This is a genomic window from Undibacterium sp. Ji49W, from assembly GCF_049340205.1.
In the GTDB taxonomy this organism is placed as follows: domain Bacteria; phylum Pseudomonadota; class Gammaproteobacteria; order Burkholderiales; family Burkholderiaceae_D; genus Undibacterium.
The window spans coordinates 102,663-120,188 of the sequence record NZ_JBMPOW010000012.1 but is presented as its reverse complement, the minus strand read 5'-3'; the positions used below and the strand labels follow the sequence as shown (position 1 = coordinate 120,188).

Below are 17,526 nucleotides of genomic sequence, written 5' to 3'. Positions count from 1 at the left end.
CCCGCGCAATCATTGGCGGGCTTTTTCATTTTCCATGAAGGTCAACCAAGGTCAACTTAATGCAAGAACATCAAATTACGCATTTCATTGATGCCTTGTCCATAGGCACGGTGCTGGCGACGTTGGCGGGGTGGTTTCCTGCCATGGCGGCGCTGGCTTCGCTGGTGTGGACTTGCATCCGCATATTTGAAACACGGACGGTACAAAAATGGTTAAGTACGCGACAGCGTCACCGTCACCGATAAGTCCGTCCTGAATATCAGCAGGCCTGGATGGATGCAGCACGGCGGTGAGCCGCCTGCTGCAGCCCACTTACCTGTTCATCATTTATCATCACTTAGCGTGACTTATCTGGCCACGGCAACAACGCGCGGTATGCATTTGATTTCGCGTTGTTCAATATCGAGCAGGGTTTGCTGGAAGAATTTTTTCCAGCCGGTGTCAAACACAATGCTGCGGCATGCCAGTTCGTCCGTGGCGGGTTTGGCTGCCTGTGGCATGCGGTTGCGTGCCTGCTGGACGGCATTGCGCAGTCTTTCTGCGGTTTTACCGGCTTCTTCTGTTTCACCCAGTGCGCGCTGGCTGTGCACCAGCATAAGGTCTGCCTGGAAATTACTGACAGGTTGCCCGCGCTTGATGAAAAGGTCAATCAGCCAGTTACCAGATGACATCTGGTAGCTGTTGTTGGCGGCCTGGGCTTCCTGTCTGGCAGTTTTATAATCCTTTTGCAGGGTCGCGATCATCCAGCTGATCTGGTGACTTTCGTGTCTTGCAAAATCATTCATGCCTTTATCGTTGGTGGCTTCCTTTAAAAACGGAGCCACCAATTGTTTTGCTTCATCCAGCCGGTTGGTGCTGACCATCAGCCAGGCCCGGTCTGTTTTCAACGAATTGCAGTAATAATTATTATTGGCCTGGTTAGCTAGCTGATTGTTCTGATCGGCTGAGCAGCCAAAGTCAGTTTCGGCATCCTGTAATTGTGTTTCTGCATCTGTGCGGCGCCCTGCCGCATACAGACTGTGCGCCAGCATCTGGCGGGCTTGCAGCAACTGCACATCTTCCTTCTGTTTGTCACTGGAAAGCAAAGTGACCACTTCTTCCTGCAGCACGATTTTGCCCGGCGTATCGGCGGACAAATCGCGTGCCTGCAATACCTGAGCCAACAAACGGCTATCATTCTTATCTTCCTGCGCATGCAAGCGCGCCCGCAAAATGGCTTCGGCTTCCAGCAGGTACTGGGCTATTTCTGCATCATTCTTTTTGGGATCAGCCGTATCGTCCGGGCCTGACCAGTTCATCAATGCTGTCGCTACAGAAAACGCGGCATCGGCATGGGCGTGGGTGGGCTGTATCGAATTATTGTTTTCGGCGTAATACAGTCTGGCGATGCGCAAGGCATCTTCGGGATCGGCTTCCTGTGTTTCTTCCAGCGCTGCCTTGATGACGTCTACACGCGCTGCGCCTTGTGCTGCGTCTATTTTTTCTGCGCGCAGTTTTCTTTGGGCCTGCATATCGGCTTCCCAATCGTGCGCTGCTGCCTTGCGGTCTATCTTTGCGGCTTTGGCTGTTTTATCATTTTTGTCGTTGTCTATGAAGGTGCTGGCACCCTGGCCGGCAACGCTCAGCATGGCACTTGGCGCGGCATACATCAAGCCACCCATGGCAACAAGGGGCAGGATGATGCAGCTCAGGTACAGTGCCAGACCGGCTGCGCTTTCTTTCCAGCCTGGCAGGCGTCCCAGGTAGCGCGGCAGTATGGTCAGGCCGACGTTGAGTTTGGTGGAATAATTCCATTTGTTGAAGCTGGCTTGCCCCATGAAATCATACAGGCGACGTGCTGCCTTGCTGAAGCGTTCACCCGGCGCTGGTCTGGCCTGGTCCTGTTTCAGCAACAGGGACGACGCTTTGGCGACACGGAAATGCAGGGGTGAGCCTATCAACATCAATATGCCCAGACCACGCAGGATGTTGTCGCCGGTATTCATACCAGCCACGACCAGCAAACCACCACTGGCGACTGAGAAGATAAAGCGCAACCACGGCAGGCGACCCACGATCAGCAATTCAATCACACGGCCGCCATCCAGCGGCAAAACCGGCAAGAGATTAAAGCCATTGATGAAAAACGATGCCATGACTGCCGTCATCAGGTACGGTGCCCATTCCATTGTCAGCAATGAAGGGATGAAGGTAATGGCAGCCAGCGCACCAACCGATAGCAGCAGACCTGGCATGGGGCCGGCCAGATAAACCAGTAAATGGGTTAGTGGCCGGGCTTCGTGTTTCTCGCCACTGGTGATGCCGCCCATGCCGGGTACAAAAAATACCTGCACATCGCGGAACCCGGCCAGCTTCATTGCCAGCCAGTGGCCACCTTCATGCAGGGCGATGACTGCCGCCACGACCAGCGCGCCATCCAGCCCCCACCACCAGGCACCCACGCCCAGAAAGGCCAGCGCCGACAGGGTGAAGCTGACGTATTGATACCAGCGTGGCGCGCGCAGGGAACGCAAGGTGCACAGCGTTCGTACAAAGGCAAAGCGGTCACGCGCCAGACTGGCAGTATCGAGTGCCGGGTCCAGTGTAGTGACGGTTGTCGTTTTTTTCTTGATGCGCCAGCTGTTCAGACGCATGCGCCAGGCCAGGGACAGCGCCGGTAAAAAGCGAAACCCATAGACCGGTTCGTCTTTGACCATGCCGCGCTGATAGGTTTTGCTTTCTCTTTCCAGCCTGATCATCCAGCGTCCTGCCAGATTTTGTGCAATGGCCGGTGCATCCATATCATCCGTGCGTTGCTGCGGAACTGCTTCACGCGTGTGCAGATGGGCTGCCAGTTGCCCGGCAAAATCATCTGCATTGGCATCCTGTACCCACACCCGGTTTGGGTAAGGGATCATGCTGTGCAGCAGCTTGTTGACGGTCAGCAGGGCATTGCCATCGATATAGGTATTCCACAGATAGACGTTATACAGCCTGCCACCACTGCTTGATTCCGAAGGATAGACCTCGGCATGCACATCTTGCGCCAGGTGGTGGTAGACATCGGCATAACTGTAGGGCATGTCGTCGGCGCAGATCATGGAGCGTTCGCGCCAGCTGTGCATATAACGGAAGCCTGCCTGTTCCAGTTCGGTGCGTGCAGCATCCAGCACCGGCGTGAGTTCACCGATGGCGCTACGTACGCACGGAGTTTTTAGCGGTGACCACAGTTGCAATTTCAATAAGCGATTGGTGGAGATCACCAACGTGATTACTTGCACCAACACCACAATGACGATGAGCGTCACACCCAAACCCAGAACCAAATCCATTTATTTCCTCACTGCATTTTGCCTAACTCGCATTTTCTGCGAAATGCAACGAAAAGGCGAGTAAATAGCGGGCGATCATTCACATAATCAGGCAAAAGCTTTCATCTGGCCCTGGCAGGTCGCTGGATTTCCAACAAAACCATGCCACGCAGCTATTTCAACGTCGCTAAATTGGTAAATTGCCAATTTGCGAATGCCGGTATATATTTGCAAATCAAATTTATCTTTACAGGAACATACGATGAAATTGCTTTGCACCTTGTTTCTCTTATTCTTTGGCATCACAGCGCAGGCAAAAAATCTGCAATATGCCGGTGTATGGAAAGGTAGCATCGGTGACAACAAGCTCATGGTGTGTTTCACTTCTTCTACGTTTGCGGAATTTTATTATTTGCGAAATCTGCGGGGGATATTGCTCGATCCGTTGGACATGACACCTCAAAAAGACACCACTCGTTGGAAAGAAACCAATGGGCTTTATGGTGATGATGAAAAAATCTCAGGCTTCTGGGAAGTTGCAAGCATAAAGCCAGGTGTTGCAGTCAAGAACCTGGACCTTACCTGGACCAGCCCGGACGGCAAGAAACAAATACCAGTCAAGTTGTCGAAAGTGCCTGTCATGACTAGCCCCAGAATTCCCGAGTCCGATATTTGCGGAGCTAACTATTACAAGCCCCTGGAAGATGATTTGCCGCATACCAGCAAAGATCTGAAATTTGAAGGCAGGGAATACCGCAGCATTTCTACCCCGGCCGCCACAGTATTTGAATTGCCAGCCAGTGTGCCCGGTAGCAAGAACTTCAATAACTATGCACGCAATTTTTTAAAGGACGCTGCGGATGAATTTTATGCTTGTCTGCGCAATGGTGGTAAAGAATCAGACTGGGGTCGGGGTTTTGAACCATTGATCTGGACTGACAGCAAACTGGTGATCAAAGACTGGTTGTCTAACGTAGTTTGTGACGGTTCACATGGCATGGCTTCTGATGGATATGAAACCTTCGATCTTCGTACCGGAAAAATTATCTATACCTGGACATGGATCAAACAAGGCGATAAGAATAGTGGTGGCGAAAATAAACAAAAAACGCCTCTGTACGTGCTATTGGAAAAACGCAAGAACCTGGAATTGGAACAATGTCTGAAAGACTCTGATACTTTCGAAATAGACTCCCCCTATGCAGGCAAGAATGGCATGGTGTTCCGCCTTTCTCAAATATACCCTATGGCCTTGTGTGAAGACACGATCACCGTCCCCTACAAACAAATGGTGCCCTTCCTGACGCCTGCGGGCAAGGCAGCAGTGGCAGAGTTTTTGTAGCCTTAGTTCAGACCGGAATTGCTCATTTTTTTTACAGGATCATATGATGAAATTTTTTTGCACCTTGTTTTTCTTATTCTTTGGCATGACAGTGCAGGCGGCCGATTTGCCCTATGCTGGTACTTGGAAGGGTAGTATAGGCAACGACAAAGTGATGGTGTGTTTTTCTTCCTCTACTGATGCGCAATATTATTATCTGCGGCAACTGCGTGGCATCAATTTGGAGTTGGATGACAAAGCACCTGCAACTTCTGGCTGGAAGGAAACGAATGGACGGTTTGGTGATGAAGAAAAGGTGATAAGCTTTTGGACCGTCGCAGGCATAAGCGAAGGCAGTGCAGGCAGCACGCTGGACATAACCTGGTCCAGCCCGGACGGTAAGAAGACAATACCAGTCAAATTAACGAAGGTGTCTGCAGCAGCAAATGGCAAGTTGGACAAACCTGGTAAATGTGACGCCGCATTCTACCGGCCCGTAGAGGATGGCCTGTTTCATACCGCCAAGGAGTTGAAATTCGAAGGTAGGGCGTACCGTAGCGTTACCAATCAGGCCGCCACCGCATTTGAATTGCCGACCACAGTGGCCGGTAGCAAGAATTTCAACGACTATACCAATGCCTGGTTAAAACGTAACGCTGTTGATTTCTACACTTGCGGCTTGTCTAGCTTGGGCTTAGGTGGCGATGAGTGGGGGCGTGTTTTGGAACCACTGATCTGGACTGATAGTAAGCTGGTGGTCAAAGACACCATGCCCCCGATTACCTGTGGCGGTGGACATGACTATTCTTCTTTGACATATGAAACGTTTGACCTCAAGACCGGAAAAATGATCTACACATGGTCGTGGATCAAGCAAGGAGACAAGAGCGTCGAAAGCAGGAAAAAAGCTGGAAAACTAACGAAACTGCGCGCGATGCTGGAAAAGCACGTTGAAAGAGAAGAATGTCGCGCAATCATTGATAAACTCGATGTTGTCGATCCACATGCCAGCAAGCTTGGTATGGTGTTCCCGACGCTCTACTTTTATGAGATGCGCTCGTGTGAAGTCGACATCACCATCCCCTACAAACAGATAATGCCCTTCCTGACACCTGCGGGTAAGGCAGCTGTGGCAGAGTTTTTGCAGCCTTAAGCTTTCCTATATTTCCATATTCCTTCCGCTTTCTTGATGGCCTGTCAGGTGACAGGTCATCACAGCCAAACCTGATTCATACCTTAAAAACACTGTTACAAAACAAGTGTGAATAAAACCCAACATTGAAAAAGTTGCTGTCACGGCAAGGTCATATAAGGCCACTACACTTCGGCGGTTTTCCAAATTACGTCAGCGTTTTAATCCAAACTTTTTAACGTGGTTCAGTTTTTTCTGGCGACATCAGCGTTGCCTGGAAAGGGGCTCGTGCGCGCATTTTTTTGCGGCAGGCCTTGTGCTGTTACCGATTTTTTCTGAGAATTTCATGACATCCGCCAAGCAAAAAACACATGCCCAGCCATCCTCATTCCGTATGCTCGCCATGTCGGCAGCCTGCCTGATGGCCTTTACCCAACTGGCCAGCGCACAGACTGCACCAGCCAAAGATGACAATAAAAACGAGAAGGCTGATGCCGGTATCGCCACGGTAGAAATTTCATCGCAGACTACCCGCTCTGCGGTGTCCATGCGCGGTGCCGAACTGCAAAAAATCCTGCCTGGTACCAATCCTGTCAAGGGTTTGCAAACACTGCCAGGTGTGACCTTTGCCACGGCTGACCCATGGGGTAATAATGAACAGAACCTGAGCCTGTTTGTACATGGCTTTAATGGCCAGCAACTGGGTTATACGCTGGACGGTGTACCGCTGGGTGACCAGCAATACGGCAATTACAATGGTCTGTCACCACAGCGGGCGGTGATCAGCGAAAACGTCAGGAATGTGATTTTGTCTTCAGGCGCAGGTAACCTGGCGACAGCATCCACCAGCAATCTGGGCGGCACCATCGAAGTGTTTTCCAGTGACCCGTTGGCGACACAAAGAACCAACATCGAACAGACCTTCGGCAGCTACCGCACCTCACGCACCTTTGCCCGTTTTGATACTGGCAATTTTGGTGACGGCAATGCAGCCTACATCGCCGTCATGCGGCAAGATGCGCGTGCCTGGGATTTTGATGGCAAGCAGGGTGGCAAGCAACTCAATGCCAAATACATCAATACCCAGAACGCCGGCAAGCTGACCCTGTATTTCAATTACAACGACAAGATAGAACCAAACGAAGACAGTACCGTGCATGTCACTGGTGAAACCAGTGCGCCTTACACACGTCCGTTTTTATACCCTGACTTTGCTGCCGCAGTAAGCTACCTGTCGCCAACCGGCGCCACGCCGGCAGCCGATGGGTCGAACTATCGCAATTATTACAGCGATGCCCAGCGCAAAGACGTGCTGACTTATGCCAAATATGACTGGAACCTGAACAATGATACCGTCTGGTCCAACCAGGTGTATTTCCATCGTGATGATGGTGTCGGTGTGGTTGCCGGGCCTATCGGTGCGGCTGGTTTGCCAGCCTTGTTCAGCGTGTATTTTCCTAACCAGAACCTGAAGCAGGTATTTGGTAATTCTGGTTATGCGACCCGCACGACGGAATATGATATCCATCGTTCTGGCCTGATATCCAACCTGCGCACCACCTGGGGTGACCATCAGATCGAATTCGGCGGCTGGTGGGAACATAATGAATCATCCGCTTATCGCCGCTGGTATGCGCTGGATGTGAATCGCCCAAGTTCTCCGTATGATCGTCCATCGAATCCGCTGATTACGCAATACGGTAGCGAGATACGCAATAACGTCATTCAGTTGCATTTGCAGGATGAATGGCGCGTGCGTCCGGACATCGTGGTACAGGCCGGTTTCAAATCCAGTCTGCAATATGCAAAAGGCGATTTCCCGGTTCAGCCTTTGCCGGGCGCGATATCCGGTGGCTCGCTAGCCTTGCCCGTGGGCGAGATCGATACCAAAAAATGGTTCTTGCCACAACTGGGTTTGCTGTGGGAAATCAGCCCGCGTGATCAGTTCTTTATCAACGCACAAAAAAACCTGCGCCAGTTTGTGACGTATGGCGGTGGTGGTGCATCCCCGTGGAGCCTGGCCAGCCAGTCGGCATTTGACCTGTTCAAGAACACGGCCCAGCCAGAAACATCGGTTACCTATGAAATGGGCTGGCGCGGCAAGCGTAACCTTGATCTGGGTGTGCTGGACAAGGTTGATGGTCAGGTCAATATCTATCACGTCGATTTCAGCAACCGCCTGTTGCAGATCAGCCCGACGCCTGTGATTTCATCCATCGTTGGTGGTAACCCTGTGCTGGCCAACGTTGGTAGTGTCAGCACTGATGGTATTGACATTGCCGGCACGCTGTTCTTTGGAAAAAACTTCAGTTTCTACAATGCCCTGTCTTACAATCGTTCTGTGTATGCTGATGATTACAGCAACGGCAAGGCACTTGTGGCAACCGCAGGCAAGCGTGTACCTGGCAGCCCGGAATGGATGAACAAGTTTGTGGCCACTGCCACCTTTGGCGACATTGAAGCACAACTGAGCGGTGACTATGTTGGCAAGCGCTATGCAACCTATACCAATGATTTGTCGGTGGATAGTTACTTCATGCTGAACCTGGGCGTGACAGCAAAAATACCGCTGGAGCCAAATGGCTTTTTGAAAAATGCCAGACTGCGTTTGAATGTCACCAACCTGAACCAGGTCACCGGCACATCGGTGGTGGTAGTCGGTGCCGCCAATGGCACTTACAATACCTTCCCGATTGCACCACGTCAGGTGTTTGTCACTTTTGGCGGTAGTTTCTAAAACCTGCTTCCGATCTTACTGCGCGTGCGTAATGGGGGCCACGCGGAGCTCATGTGCTGCTCAAAATGCTCATGTACCTATAGTACATTCCGCTTTTTGCGCTGCGCTTGGTTACCCTGACTCCGCTGACGCACGCTCGCTACAGATCGTAAACAGGTTTTAAAGGAAAATAATATGAGTATGCAACGCAGACATTTTATGAAAACAGCTGCCGCTTCTGCGGCGCTGCTGGGTGGTGCGCAATTGGGTTTGACGTCCAGTGCGCAGGCAGCAGGCAAGGGCAAGGTAGAGTTGTTTGCCCACCGTGGCGCATCAGCCCTGCGGCCGGAACACACGCTGGCCGCGTATGCCAAAGCCATTGCCGATGGGGCTGACTATATTGAACCTGATCTGGTCATCACCAAAGACGGTGTGCTGGTAGCGCGCCACGAAGCCTTTCTGAGTGAAACCACCGATGTCGCCAGTCACCCCGAATTTGCTGGCAAACGTACCAGCAAAAGCATCGATGGCAGGCCGCAAGAAGGCTGGTTTGTCGAAGACTTTACCCTGGCAGAACTGAAGACCCTGCGCGCGGTAGAGCGCCTGCCCAAAGTACGCCCGCAAAACACGGCGTATGACGGCATGTTCCAGGTTTTGACCTGGGAAGAAATCATCGACTTCGCTGCCGCCCATGCAGCGACGACAGGGCAGGTGATAGGCTTGATACCCGAGCTCAAGCATTCGACGTATTTCAAAAGCATAGGCCTGCCGCTGGAAGACCGCTTCCTGAACATCATCGCCGCTCACGAATACACGCGCCGCTGCCCGCTGGAGATACAGTCATTTGAAGTCGCCAACCTCAAGTATGTCCGCAGTGTGCTGGGTAAGCGCCCCAACGTCCGCATCATGCAACTGGTAGAACGTGGCGATGTCCGTCCGGCAGATGTGGTTGCAGCCGGTGGTGACCTGACGTTTGGCAAAATGTGCAGCAAGCAGGGTTTGCGTGACATGGCTAAATATGCCGACGTGGTGGCACCACCGACCCGCGCCCTGATCCCCTTGCTGGCGGACGGCAAGCTGGGTCAGCCGACCAGCCTGATCGCGGATGCACATGACGCGGGCTTGCTGGTCCACACCTGGACCTTCCGCCCGGAAAACCGCTTCCTGGCAGCAGATTTCCGCGACGACAAAGGGGAAGATGCCAGAAACGAAAAAGGTTCGGTGGCAGAAATGCAGCGTTACATCGCTGCGGGCATTGATGGCTTTTTCTCGGACGACAGTGCCTTGGGGCGACGTGCGATCAGTAGCATCTAACAATATTGAGCAATATCGAGCAACATCGGAATCACCTAAAGGTGTAAAACTTGGTAAGTTATTGAAATAAAAAAAAAGGCAGCAATCGCTGCCTTTTTTGCATTTATCTGGCATGCCTGCCAGGTTGAGCGCCTTGCCTGTCTCAATTTTACAACCGCACTCCACATGCTGCATTCCGCATGCGTTAGCAAGCAAACGCTTGATTAATTCACATCGGTCTGTCGCCTTGTCTGTTGCCAAAATGCATTAATGCATACAGAATGGGCTTTGGAATTGCCCCCTGCTCAAAGGAGGGTGATCCATTTATAAAAATAACGGAGACAAAATGCTTTCAAAAAAATGGCAGGCGGGCCTGTTGGCTATCGCTTGCGGGACAGGCCTTGCCCACGCTGAAGAAATCAAAATCGGATATGTCACTGGCCTTACCGGCCCCATCGCCATGACCGCCAATGAAGGCTTGACCATGGCGCGTGGTTATATCGAGCAGGTGAATGCCCAGGGCGGTATCAACGGCAATAAAATCACTCTGGTCGCTAAAGATGATCATTATGACGCCACCAAAACTGCCGGGCTGATTGATGAAGCCATCACCAAAGACGGTGTGGTGGCCTTCGTTAACACGGCTGGTACGGCAAACACCCTGGCCATCATCAAGTCTGGCACACTGAACAAATATAAGGTGCCTTTGCTCGGTGTGTTCAGTGGTTCGGAGGCCATACGCGGTGCCGGGTCGGAACAGATTTTTCATACCCGCCCCAGCTATAACGATGAAGTATTCAAAATTGCCCGCATTGTGTCTACGCTGGGTTTGAAAAAAGTCGCCGTCTTTTATCAGGATGATGGTTTCGGTGCCAGTATCAACGACAGCATTGCCAGGGCCGCGCAAGAGCATAAGTTTGACGTTATCCTGAAAACGTCTTACAAGTCTGGCGAAACCAATTTCACGAAACAAGCCAAAGAGATTATTGCAGTCCAGCCACAGGCGATTTTCTTGATGGGTGTGCCAGAAGCGGTCATGCACTTCATGAAAGCCTATGATGCACCAACCGGGGCATCGCAGATTTATACCCTGTCGTTTGTGCCGCCCAAGCTCTTGATTGATTTTGCCGGTGAAAGCCGCGTGCGTGGCCTGGCCATTACCCAGGTCGTGCCCAACCCCGTTGGTGGTTCATTACAACTTGCGAAAGAATATCAGGCACTGCTGGCCTCACCCTACGGCAAGGGCACGGTTGCCAGCCCGCTCAATTTTGAAAACTATATGAACATGCGCCTGATGATGGAAGCGCTGAAAACCGCCGGTGCCAAACCGACGCCAGAAAAAATCACGCAGGCGCTGAAGGGTATGCGCAATTATCGTATAGGCGGGTTTGCGATTGATTTTGGTGATACCAATCGTCGCGGGTCATCGTTCCTTGATATTGCCGTCATCAGTATGAACGGGCGGCTTGCGTATTGATGGGGAAGAGGGTAGTGCTTGTTCTTGTTCTTGTTCTTGCTCTTACTCTTACTCTTACTCTTACTCTTACTCTTACTCTTACTCTTACTCTTACTCTTACTTGCCCTTCTTCACTATTTCTGGATTGATCTGTCTGGTTTTGCGCCGGAAATGCCGTTCGACAGCTTATAGACGACATAATTGGCCCGTGCTTTTTTTAATGCCATGTCCATGTTGCGTGGGTAAGTCGCATCTGAAAAGAATTTGCCCAATGCCGGTAATCTGGCTTCCAGCTCACTGGCATGGGCCGATTTTTTGCTGATCATCACATACAGATCCAGTGACGACAGGCTGTATGGCAGGTCGGTGATCATATCGCCCATGCCGAGCACATCAATTTGCGCCTTGCCGCCTTCACGTCCCATGACTACCAGGTCAGTACGCCCGGCCTGTAGCATTTTCCAGTTGGATTCCAGTGTGGGCGCGCGTTCTATGCGTGCATGCTGGGCCAGATAAGTATCCAGCGGTTCACCCAGCTTGACACCCAGCACCATACCTACCGATTTTCCATTCAGGTCATCGATTTTATCGAATGAAAAAGTGGTGCCGCGTTTGACAAAGGCGGCAATTTCATTGCGCCCCAGGATGCCGTTCACCACCATCATTTTGGACTTGCGGTCTTCAGTGCTGACGGCACAGATGTTGACATCGACGGCACCGCTTTCCAGCAAATACTGGCAGCGATTCCAGGGGCCGACGTATTGCAGATCCAGTTGATAGCCCAGTCGTGCAAAGGCTTCACTTGCCAGTTCGGCACAGGCCCCCACTATCTTGTTACCAGATTGCCAGTTCCAGGGCGGATAATCATGATGGCCGCAGGCTTTCAATACCGTGATCTGCGCTATGGTCTCTTGTGCAGACAGGGTCAGCACAAGGGCTAGCATGCTTCGCCAAGCACAGATCATTGCTATTCTCCCGGACGTGGTACACGTTGGTGCAACATCGTCCAGCCTAGCCAACAATGACAGCAAAAGCAATATGAATCACATACAGAGCAAGAAGTCGCAGTCAAAAAAACACGCCGGATGTGAGACACACCGGCGTGTTTTTGTTATCACCTGATGCTGCGCTGCATCATCTGGCATACCTGCCAAAACTTTATGCAGCCAGACGCAATTGCAAGCCAGTGTCAGTATAGGTAGGTGTGGCAGTGAAGCCATCTACCGTGATAGTGCTGAACTTGCCTTTCAGGCTGCCTGCGCTGATGACGGTCAATGTATCACCGACAGCGGGCTTGTAGCCATTCTGGAACTTGATACGCAGGGTGCCACCAGCAATGGTGACGGTGCTGCCTACCACCAGTTGGCTTTGTGCGCTGCGCAAATTCAGTTCCAGTGTACCGGTTGTCAGTTGCGTGTATTTGCTGGCGATGTTGACATTGGTACTGCTATTGCAGACCAGAGTACCGGCGCTGTTATACACATCACCTGTGCCGAAGGCGGTTGCCGAATTGGCTTCCAGTGCGCCGGCATCGAGTTGCGTGCCACCCGTCCAGCTATTGCTGCCAGCCAGTTTCAGGCTGCCAGTACCCAGCTTGGTCAGCTTGCCAGTGCCAGAGATATTATTGCGCCAGATGTCCTGTGCATTAAAGCTGCCTTTGCTGGCATCCATCGTGACCACGACATTGCCAAAGAAACTGCCATAACCGTCAGCTGCGGCGAACAGGTTCAGGCGACCCCAGCCTTCAGCATCGTCAAGTACCGGATAGCCGGACGCGATGGCCGTGGTTTTCAGCACCACACGTCGTTGCGCATCGCTCAGATAAGGCAGGCGGGTTTCCAGCAAGACTTCAGCGCCCTTAGGCACTACTGCCACTGCCATCGTACTGGCGATAGGGGCAAAGTTAAACGTCAGGCGGCGCAGGTAGCCAGCTTTATTGGTGGCATAGTCTGCAAAGCGGTCCGTCGTAGCGGTGCCAGAATGGGCATAGGCATTGAAATTGTCAGCCGTGGTATTAGTCAGGGCCATCAGCGCGGTATGCGCCTGGGTGACAGCAGCGGTTTTTTTGCTGGCATTGGCCGGGTCCACCAGATTGGCGGCGACCACGGCTTGCCCCAGCACACGGCCACTGATCACGTCCAGTGGTGAATGCATGCCGGCGACGATGCGGTTTTCGCCCAGTTCCAGGCCACGCGCCAGAATTTCCTGGTAACGCTCTGGTACGGCATAGGCCATGGCCAGTGCGTCACGTACGGCTTCGGCTGAATGGCCGCTGGTAAAACCGCCGTCGGTGGCTGGGGTGGTGCTTTGCGCCGGTACCAGTGATGGGGCGACGATGACCTTGTTGCTCCAGCGGTAAGGGCGTGCGTATTTGTAAAAGCGTTTGGCCGGTTCGGTAGAACCGTTGTTACCGACCAGATTGACCAGGTCAACCACATTGCCAAAGCTGGTGTTGGTGGTGCTGCCAACGCCGGTATTGTTGCCGCCATCGTTGTACAAAACCGTGCCGGAATCAGCCGCAATGGCAGTAATGGTGGTGGTTTGCTGCGCTGCCTGACGCCAGGCGTTTGTCAACGGGCCCATGCCATCAGTCACGCTATAACCCTTGCCACGGCGGTCATCCAGATAGGCTGCCAGTTCCTGGTCAGCCGTGCGCTTGCTGGTGGTGTCGATAACAAACTGGATATTGGCGTCATGCACTGCCTGGTTGGCGATAGTGCCACCGGGGGTGCCGTCATTTGGCAAGCCTGTCCATTTCGATGCCACGACTGCCGGGAAGTTATCAACGGCAGGTGCAGTCTGACCAGCATCGACGATCTCTGTCAAAGGTTTCCAGATATCCCTGAAGCCCCCCAGCACGCGCACGCCGGCATTGGTGTCCAGCGTCGCATAGCGCGCATCGCCACGCTGATTGGTGGCTACATTGTCAACAAAGGCTGGTACATTGGCAGCGACCGGTGCCGTGTCGACCGTACCAGGATCAGCCGGTGGAGAAGGGATGACCAGCGGTGCATCTACTGCTGGCGTGCTGGAACCACCGCAAGCCACCAGCAACAAGGCGGTGCTGACCATCATCGCCAGCGGCAGGCGGCGGAATACAGATAAAGTTTGCATGATAAGAAAAATCCGTTGAAATCACATTCAAGTGAATTTGTAAAAGCGTATGGGAATCAAGAATGACCGCCGCGAATGATAGGGGATGGGTGTTACGGTTGTATGACATCCTAGGTCTTTTTTGGGACAGCATGCCGGCCAGGTCACGCTCCTGGTCTTCAACTTGCAGTCGCCGCTGTATGGTCTATCTTGGAGTAATGCCGGGGCTAGTACTTTTCTTCAAGCCACATGCTGTCACCTGTACGCCACGCATCAATGGCATACAAGCGTGAAATCTTGTGTCATGCCGTTGCCCTGGCGAAATTGTGCTCTAACATGATTGCATTCCTTGCCGGTTGACTGACTGCTCCAGGATGCGTGCAGGACCATTCCAACACTACCCAGTGACATGCCATGAAAAACTTTTCCATTTCTTCCCGTCTGGTAGCTACGTTCAGTTTGATCATTGCCTTGTTGATGTTCGTGGCTGGCGCTGCTTTTCTGAAGATGGTCATCATGAAAGACGCGACCAGCGATATCACTGGCAACTGGCTGCCCAGTGTAGAAGCAGTGAATCGTATCAATACCCGGACATCGGATTTACGCGTGATCGAATTCCAGCATGTGCTGAATACGGACGATGCGGCGATGGCAGGTCTGGAAAAAAACATGGCGACGATCCTGGCTGGGCTGGAGAAAGACAACCAGGTCTATTCCAAGCTGATCAGCAGTGAGGAAGAAAAGAAGCTCTACACCAGTTTTATAACCGACTGGAATAAATACCTGAAGATTCATGAGCAGGTATTAAACCATTCCAGAAAAAATGAAAATGACCAGGCCAAGGCTTTACTGGAAGGCGAAGGCAAAAAGATCTTCGATGTATCCAGCGATATACTGGACAAACTGATCGAAATCAACCATAACGGCGCGATGGAATCGGCAGCCCATGCTGATGCCTCGTTTTTTAGCGCCAGACTGACCATGCTGGTCGTTACTTTGACTGCCATCCTGTTGACGGTAGCCAGTGCCTATCTGATTATTCGTGCTATTACCGTACCCCTGCTGGTTGCCAGAGATGCAGCAGAAAGACTGGCCAGCGGCGATCTGAGCCAGAAAATAGAAGTAGATGCCGACAATGAAATCGGACGTGTCCTGCAAGCCATGCAAAACATGCAGGAAAGTCTTGCCAATCTGGTCGGCCAGGTGCGTGCCGGGGCTAATACCATCGCTGGTGCATCGTCCGAAATTGCCACCGGCAATCTTGATCTGTCTTCCCGCACGGAAGAGCAGGCCAGTTCACTGGAAGAAACCGCATCCTCCATGGAAGAGCTGACTTCCACCGTCAAACACAACGGCGATAATGCCCGCCAGGCGAATCAACTGGCTGTATCTGCCGCAGACGTTGCCACCAAAGGCGGCCATGTCGTAGCGCAAGTGGTAGATACCATGGGCATGATTAATGAATCGTCGAAGAAAATCGTCGACATCATCAGCGTGATTGATGGCATTGCTTTTCAAACCAATATCCTGGCGTTGAATGCCGCTGTTGAAGCCGCCCGCGCCGGCGAACAGGGCAGGGGGTTTGCCGTGGTCGCGTCCGAAGTACGTAATCTGGCCCAGCGGTCCGCCAGCGCCGCCAAGGAAATCAAGGACCTCATCAGCGATTCAGTCGAAAAAGTCGAAACTGGCAGCCGCCTGGTGGATCAGGCTGGCATTACCATGAATGAAGTCGTATCCAGTATCAGCCACGTCACCGATATCATGGGCGAACTGACCGCTGCTGGCCGTGAGCAGGAAGCAGGCATAGAACAAATCAACCGCGCCGTGACCGAGATGGACACCGTCACCCAGCAAAATGCTGCCCTGGTGGAAGAAGCCGCAGCCGCAGCTGAATCCCTGAAAGACCAGGCCGGCAATCTGGTGCATCTGGTCAGTACATTCAAGCTCAATGAAAGCCATGCCATCGCTGTCGCCGCTGCACCCGTACGTAAGAGTCCTGCGCTTGCTACATCAGCGGCGGCAAGTAAAAATCTTCGCGCTTTGCCGGCTGCCAAAAAACCGGCGGCAGTGAAGAGGGCGACTTCTGCGCCGGCGAAGGAAGATCCGTCAGTGTCGGGGAAGGATGACTGGGAAGAGTTTTGAGTGATGGTATCTTTTCCTTGACGGCGAAGTTTTGGATGGTGGTGGGTTTTAGTCGATAAGCGGTAATCATATTATCGTTGCTCCAGCGTAGGCTGGTGGCTAGCGGGCTGGGGTTATGCCGGGCTGGCACCACACTAGGCTGACGCCACACCGGGCTGGCGCTCCAGAGAGTTCGTTGCATATCGTCTCAATTGAAATTCCCTCCCCTTCAAGGGGAGGGTTAGGGTGGGGATGGGTTTCTTTCAACTAGCGGCAATCATCATATCGTCGCTCCAGCGTAGGCTGGAGCCTAGTGTCTGTCGTGGCATACCGTGTTGTTAATTAAAGCGATTGCCCTTCGTAGATACAAGCCGGGTCTCGGTCAATCAACAGCAATCATTATATCGTCGCTCCAGCGTAGGCTGGAGCCCAGTGGCGTTCGTTGTCTGCCGTACTTTGATTAAACGATTGCCCTTCGTGGATGCAAGCCGGGTCTCGGCCCGGCGGCCGAGATACTTTCTTTTGCTTCGCCAAAATAAAGTATCCAAAGAAAAGGCGACCGCAGACTCGCTCCCTGCGGGAGTACCCATTTATGCAGCGCAAAAAATGGGAAGGTCCGCAACTCGCCTGCGGCTCAAACATCGGACCTTCTATTTCCATTTTCTGCACTACACAAATGGCTTCGTCCCAAGCGGATTAAGGTCAACGGCAAGGTCAAAAACAACAGCAACAACAACCCCAACGTCAAAAACAACTACAACCCCCACACCATCGTTAATTGACGGCATTCAAATAAATATGAATGAGGTTGTGTTGACGTTGGGGTTGATTTTGATTTTGGTTTTGACTTTGGGGTTGCTTTTGACGTTGTAGTTGTAGTTGTTGTTGACCTTCAACCGCTTGGGACGATGTAATTTGTGCTTCACAGAAAATGGAAAAAGAAGATCCGATGTTTGAGGTGTAGCAGGGGTTTCGTGGTGCCTGCACCACGCCTGCGTAACGGCATGCGCTTGCAAGCGCATGTTCCTAAAGCAAGGCCGCAGGCGAGTTGCGGATCTTCCCATTTTTTGTGACGCACAAATTATGCTGAAGCGTAGCGTAAGC

11 protein-coding genes are annotated in these 17,526 nt (G+C 52.3%); 7 read left to right on the top strand and 4 right to left on the bottom strand.

Annotated features, from left to right (window positions below; all coding sequences use genetic code 11):
• The first annotated feature begins 59 nt into the window (after window positions 1–59).
• Window positions 60–245 (top strand): hypothetical protein, encoded by a 186-nt coding sequence (locus tag ACO0LK_RS16235; protein ID WP_186949838.1) that lies wholly within the window; start codon window positions 60–62, stop codon window positions 243–245.
• A 102-nt stretch (window positions 246–347) separates the two neighbouring features.
• On the opposite strand, the gene ACO0LK_RS16230 is transcribed toward ACO0LK_RS16235, so the two are convergent.
• Both ACO0LK_RS16230 and ACO0LK_RS16225 read right to left on the bottom strand, forming a co-directional pair.
• Window positions 348–3,311, bottom strand: coding sequence for a site-2 protease family protein (locus ACO0LK_RS16230; RefSeq protein WP_422976769.1), 2,964 nt, complete (start codon window positions 3,309–3,311; stop codon window positions 348–350).
• Between the two features lie 87 nt (window positions 3,312–3,398).
• Window positions 3,399–3,569, bottom strand: a complete 171-nt coding sequence (locus ACO0LK_RS16225) for a hypothetical protein (protein WP_422976768.1) — start codon at window positions 3,567–3,569, stop codon at window positions 3,399–3,401.
• Between ACO0LK_RS16225 and ACO0LK_RS16220 the strand changes: the two genes are divergently transcribed.
• The 5 genes from ACO0LK_RS16220 (at window position 3,553) to ACO0LK_RS16200 (ending at window position 11,229) form a co-directional block, all read left to right on the top strand.
• Window positions 3,553–4,632 carry a hypothetical protein gene (locus ACO0LK_RS16220; RefSeq protein WP_422976766.1) on the top strand — a complete coding sequence of 360 codons (1,080 nt, stop codon included), beginning with the start codon at window positions 3,553–3,555 and terminating at the stop codon, window positions 4,630–4,632. The two genes, ACO0LK_RS16225 and ACO0LK_RS16220, sit on opposite strands and share 17 nt — an antisense overlap.
• Before the next feature lie 46 nt (window positions 4,633–4,678).
• Window positions 4,679–5,764, top strand: a complete 1,086-nt coding sequence (locus tag ACO0LK_RS16215) for a hypothetical protein (RefSeq protein WP_422976764.1) — start codon at window positions 4,679–4,681, stop codon at window positions 5,762–5,764.
• A 325-nt stretch (window positions 5,765–6,089) separates the two neighbouring features.
• Window positions 6,090–8,480 (top strand): TonB-dependent receptor, encoded by a 2,391-nt coding sequence (locus ACO0LK_RS16210; RefSeq protein WP_422976762.1) that lies wholly within the window; start codon window positions 6,090–6,092, stop codon window positions 8,478–8,480.
• Window positions 8,481–8,678: 198 nt separating this feature from the next.
• Window positions 8,679–9,773, top strand: a complete 1,095-nt coding sequence (locus ACO0LK_RS16205) for a glycerophosphodiester phosphodiesterase (protein WP_422976760.1) — start codon at window positions 8,679–8,681, stop codon at window positions 9,771–9,773.
• Between the two features lie 325 nt (window positions 9,774–10,098).
• Window positions 10,099–11,229 carry an ABC transporter substrate-binding protein gene (locus ACO0LK_RS16200; protein WP_422976758.1) on the top strand — a complete coding sequence of 377 codons (1,131 nt, stop codon included), beginning with the start codon at window positions 10,099–10,101 and terminating at the stop codon, window positions 11,227–11,229.
• Window positions 11,230–11,342: 113 nt separating this feature from the next.
• On the opposite strand, the gene ACO0LK_RS16195 is transcribed toward ACO0LK_RS16200, so the two are convergent.
• Entirely contained in the window at window positions 11,343–12,152 is an 810-nt protein-coding gene (locus ACO0LK_RS16195) for a substrate-binding periplasmic protein (RefSeq protein ID WP_422976756.1), read from the bottom strand.
• A gap of 214 nt (window positions 12,153–12,366) precedes the next feature.
• A complete protein-coding gene (locus tag ACO0LK_RS16190; protein WP_422976754.1) occupies window positions 12,367–14,322 on the bottom strand; it encodes a phosphatase PAP2 family protein in 1,956 nt (651 codons plus the stop codon).
• 393 nt (window positions 14,323–14,715) lie between these two features.
• Here ACO0LK_RS16190 and ACO0LK_RS16185 point away from each other — a divergent pair, with 393 nt between their 5' ends.
• Window positions 14,716–16,443, top strand: coding sequence for a methyl-accepting chemotaxis protein (locus tag ACO0LK_RS16185; protein ID WP_422976752.1), 1,728 nt, complete (start codon window positions 14,716–14,718; stop codon window positions 16,441–16,443).
• The last annotated feature ends 1,083 nt before the right edge of the window (window positions 16,444–17,526 follow it).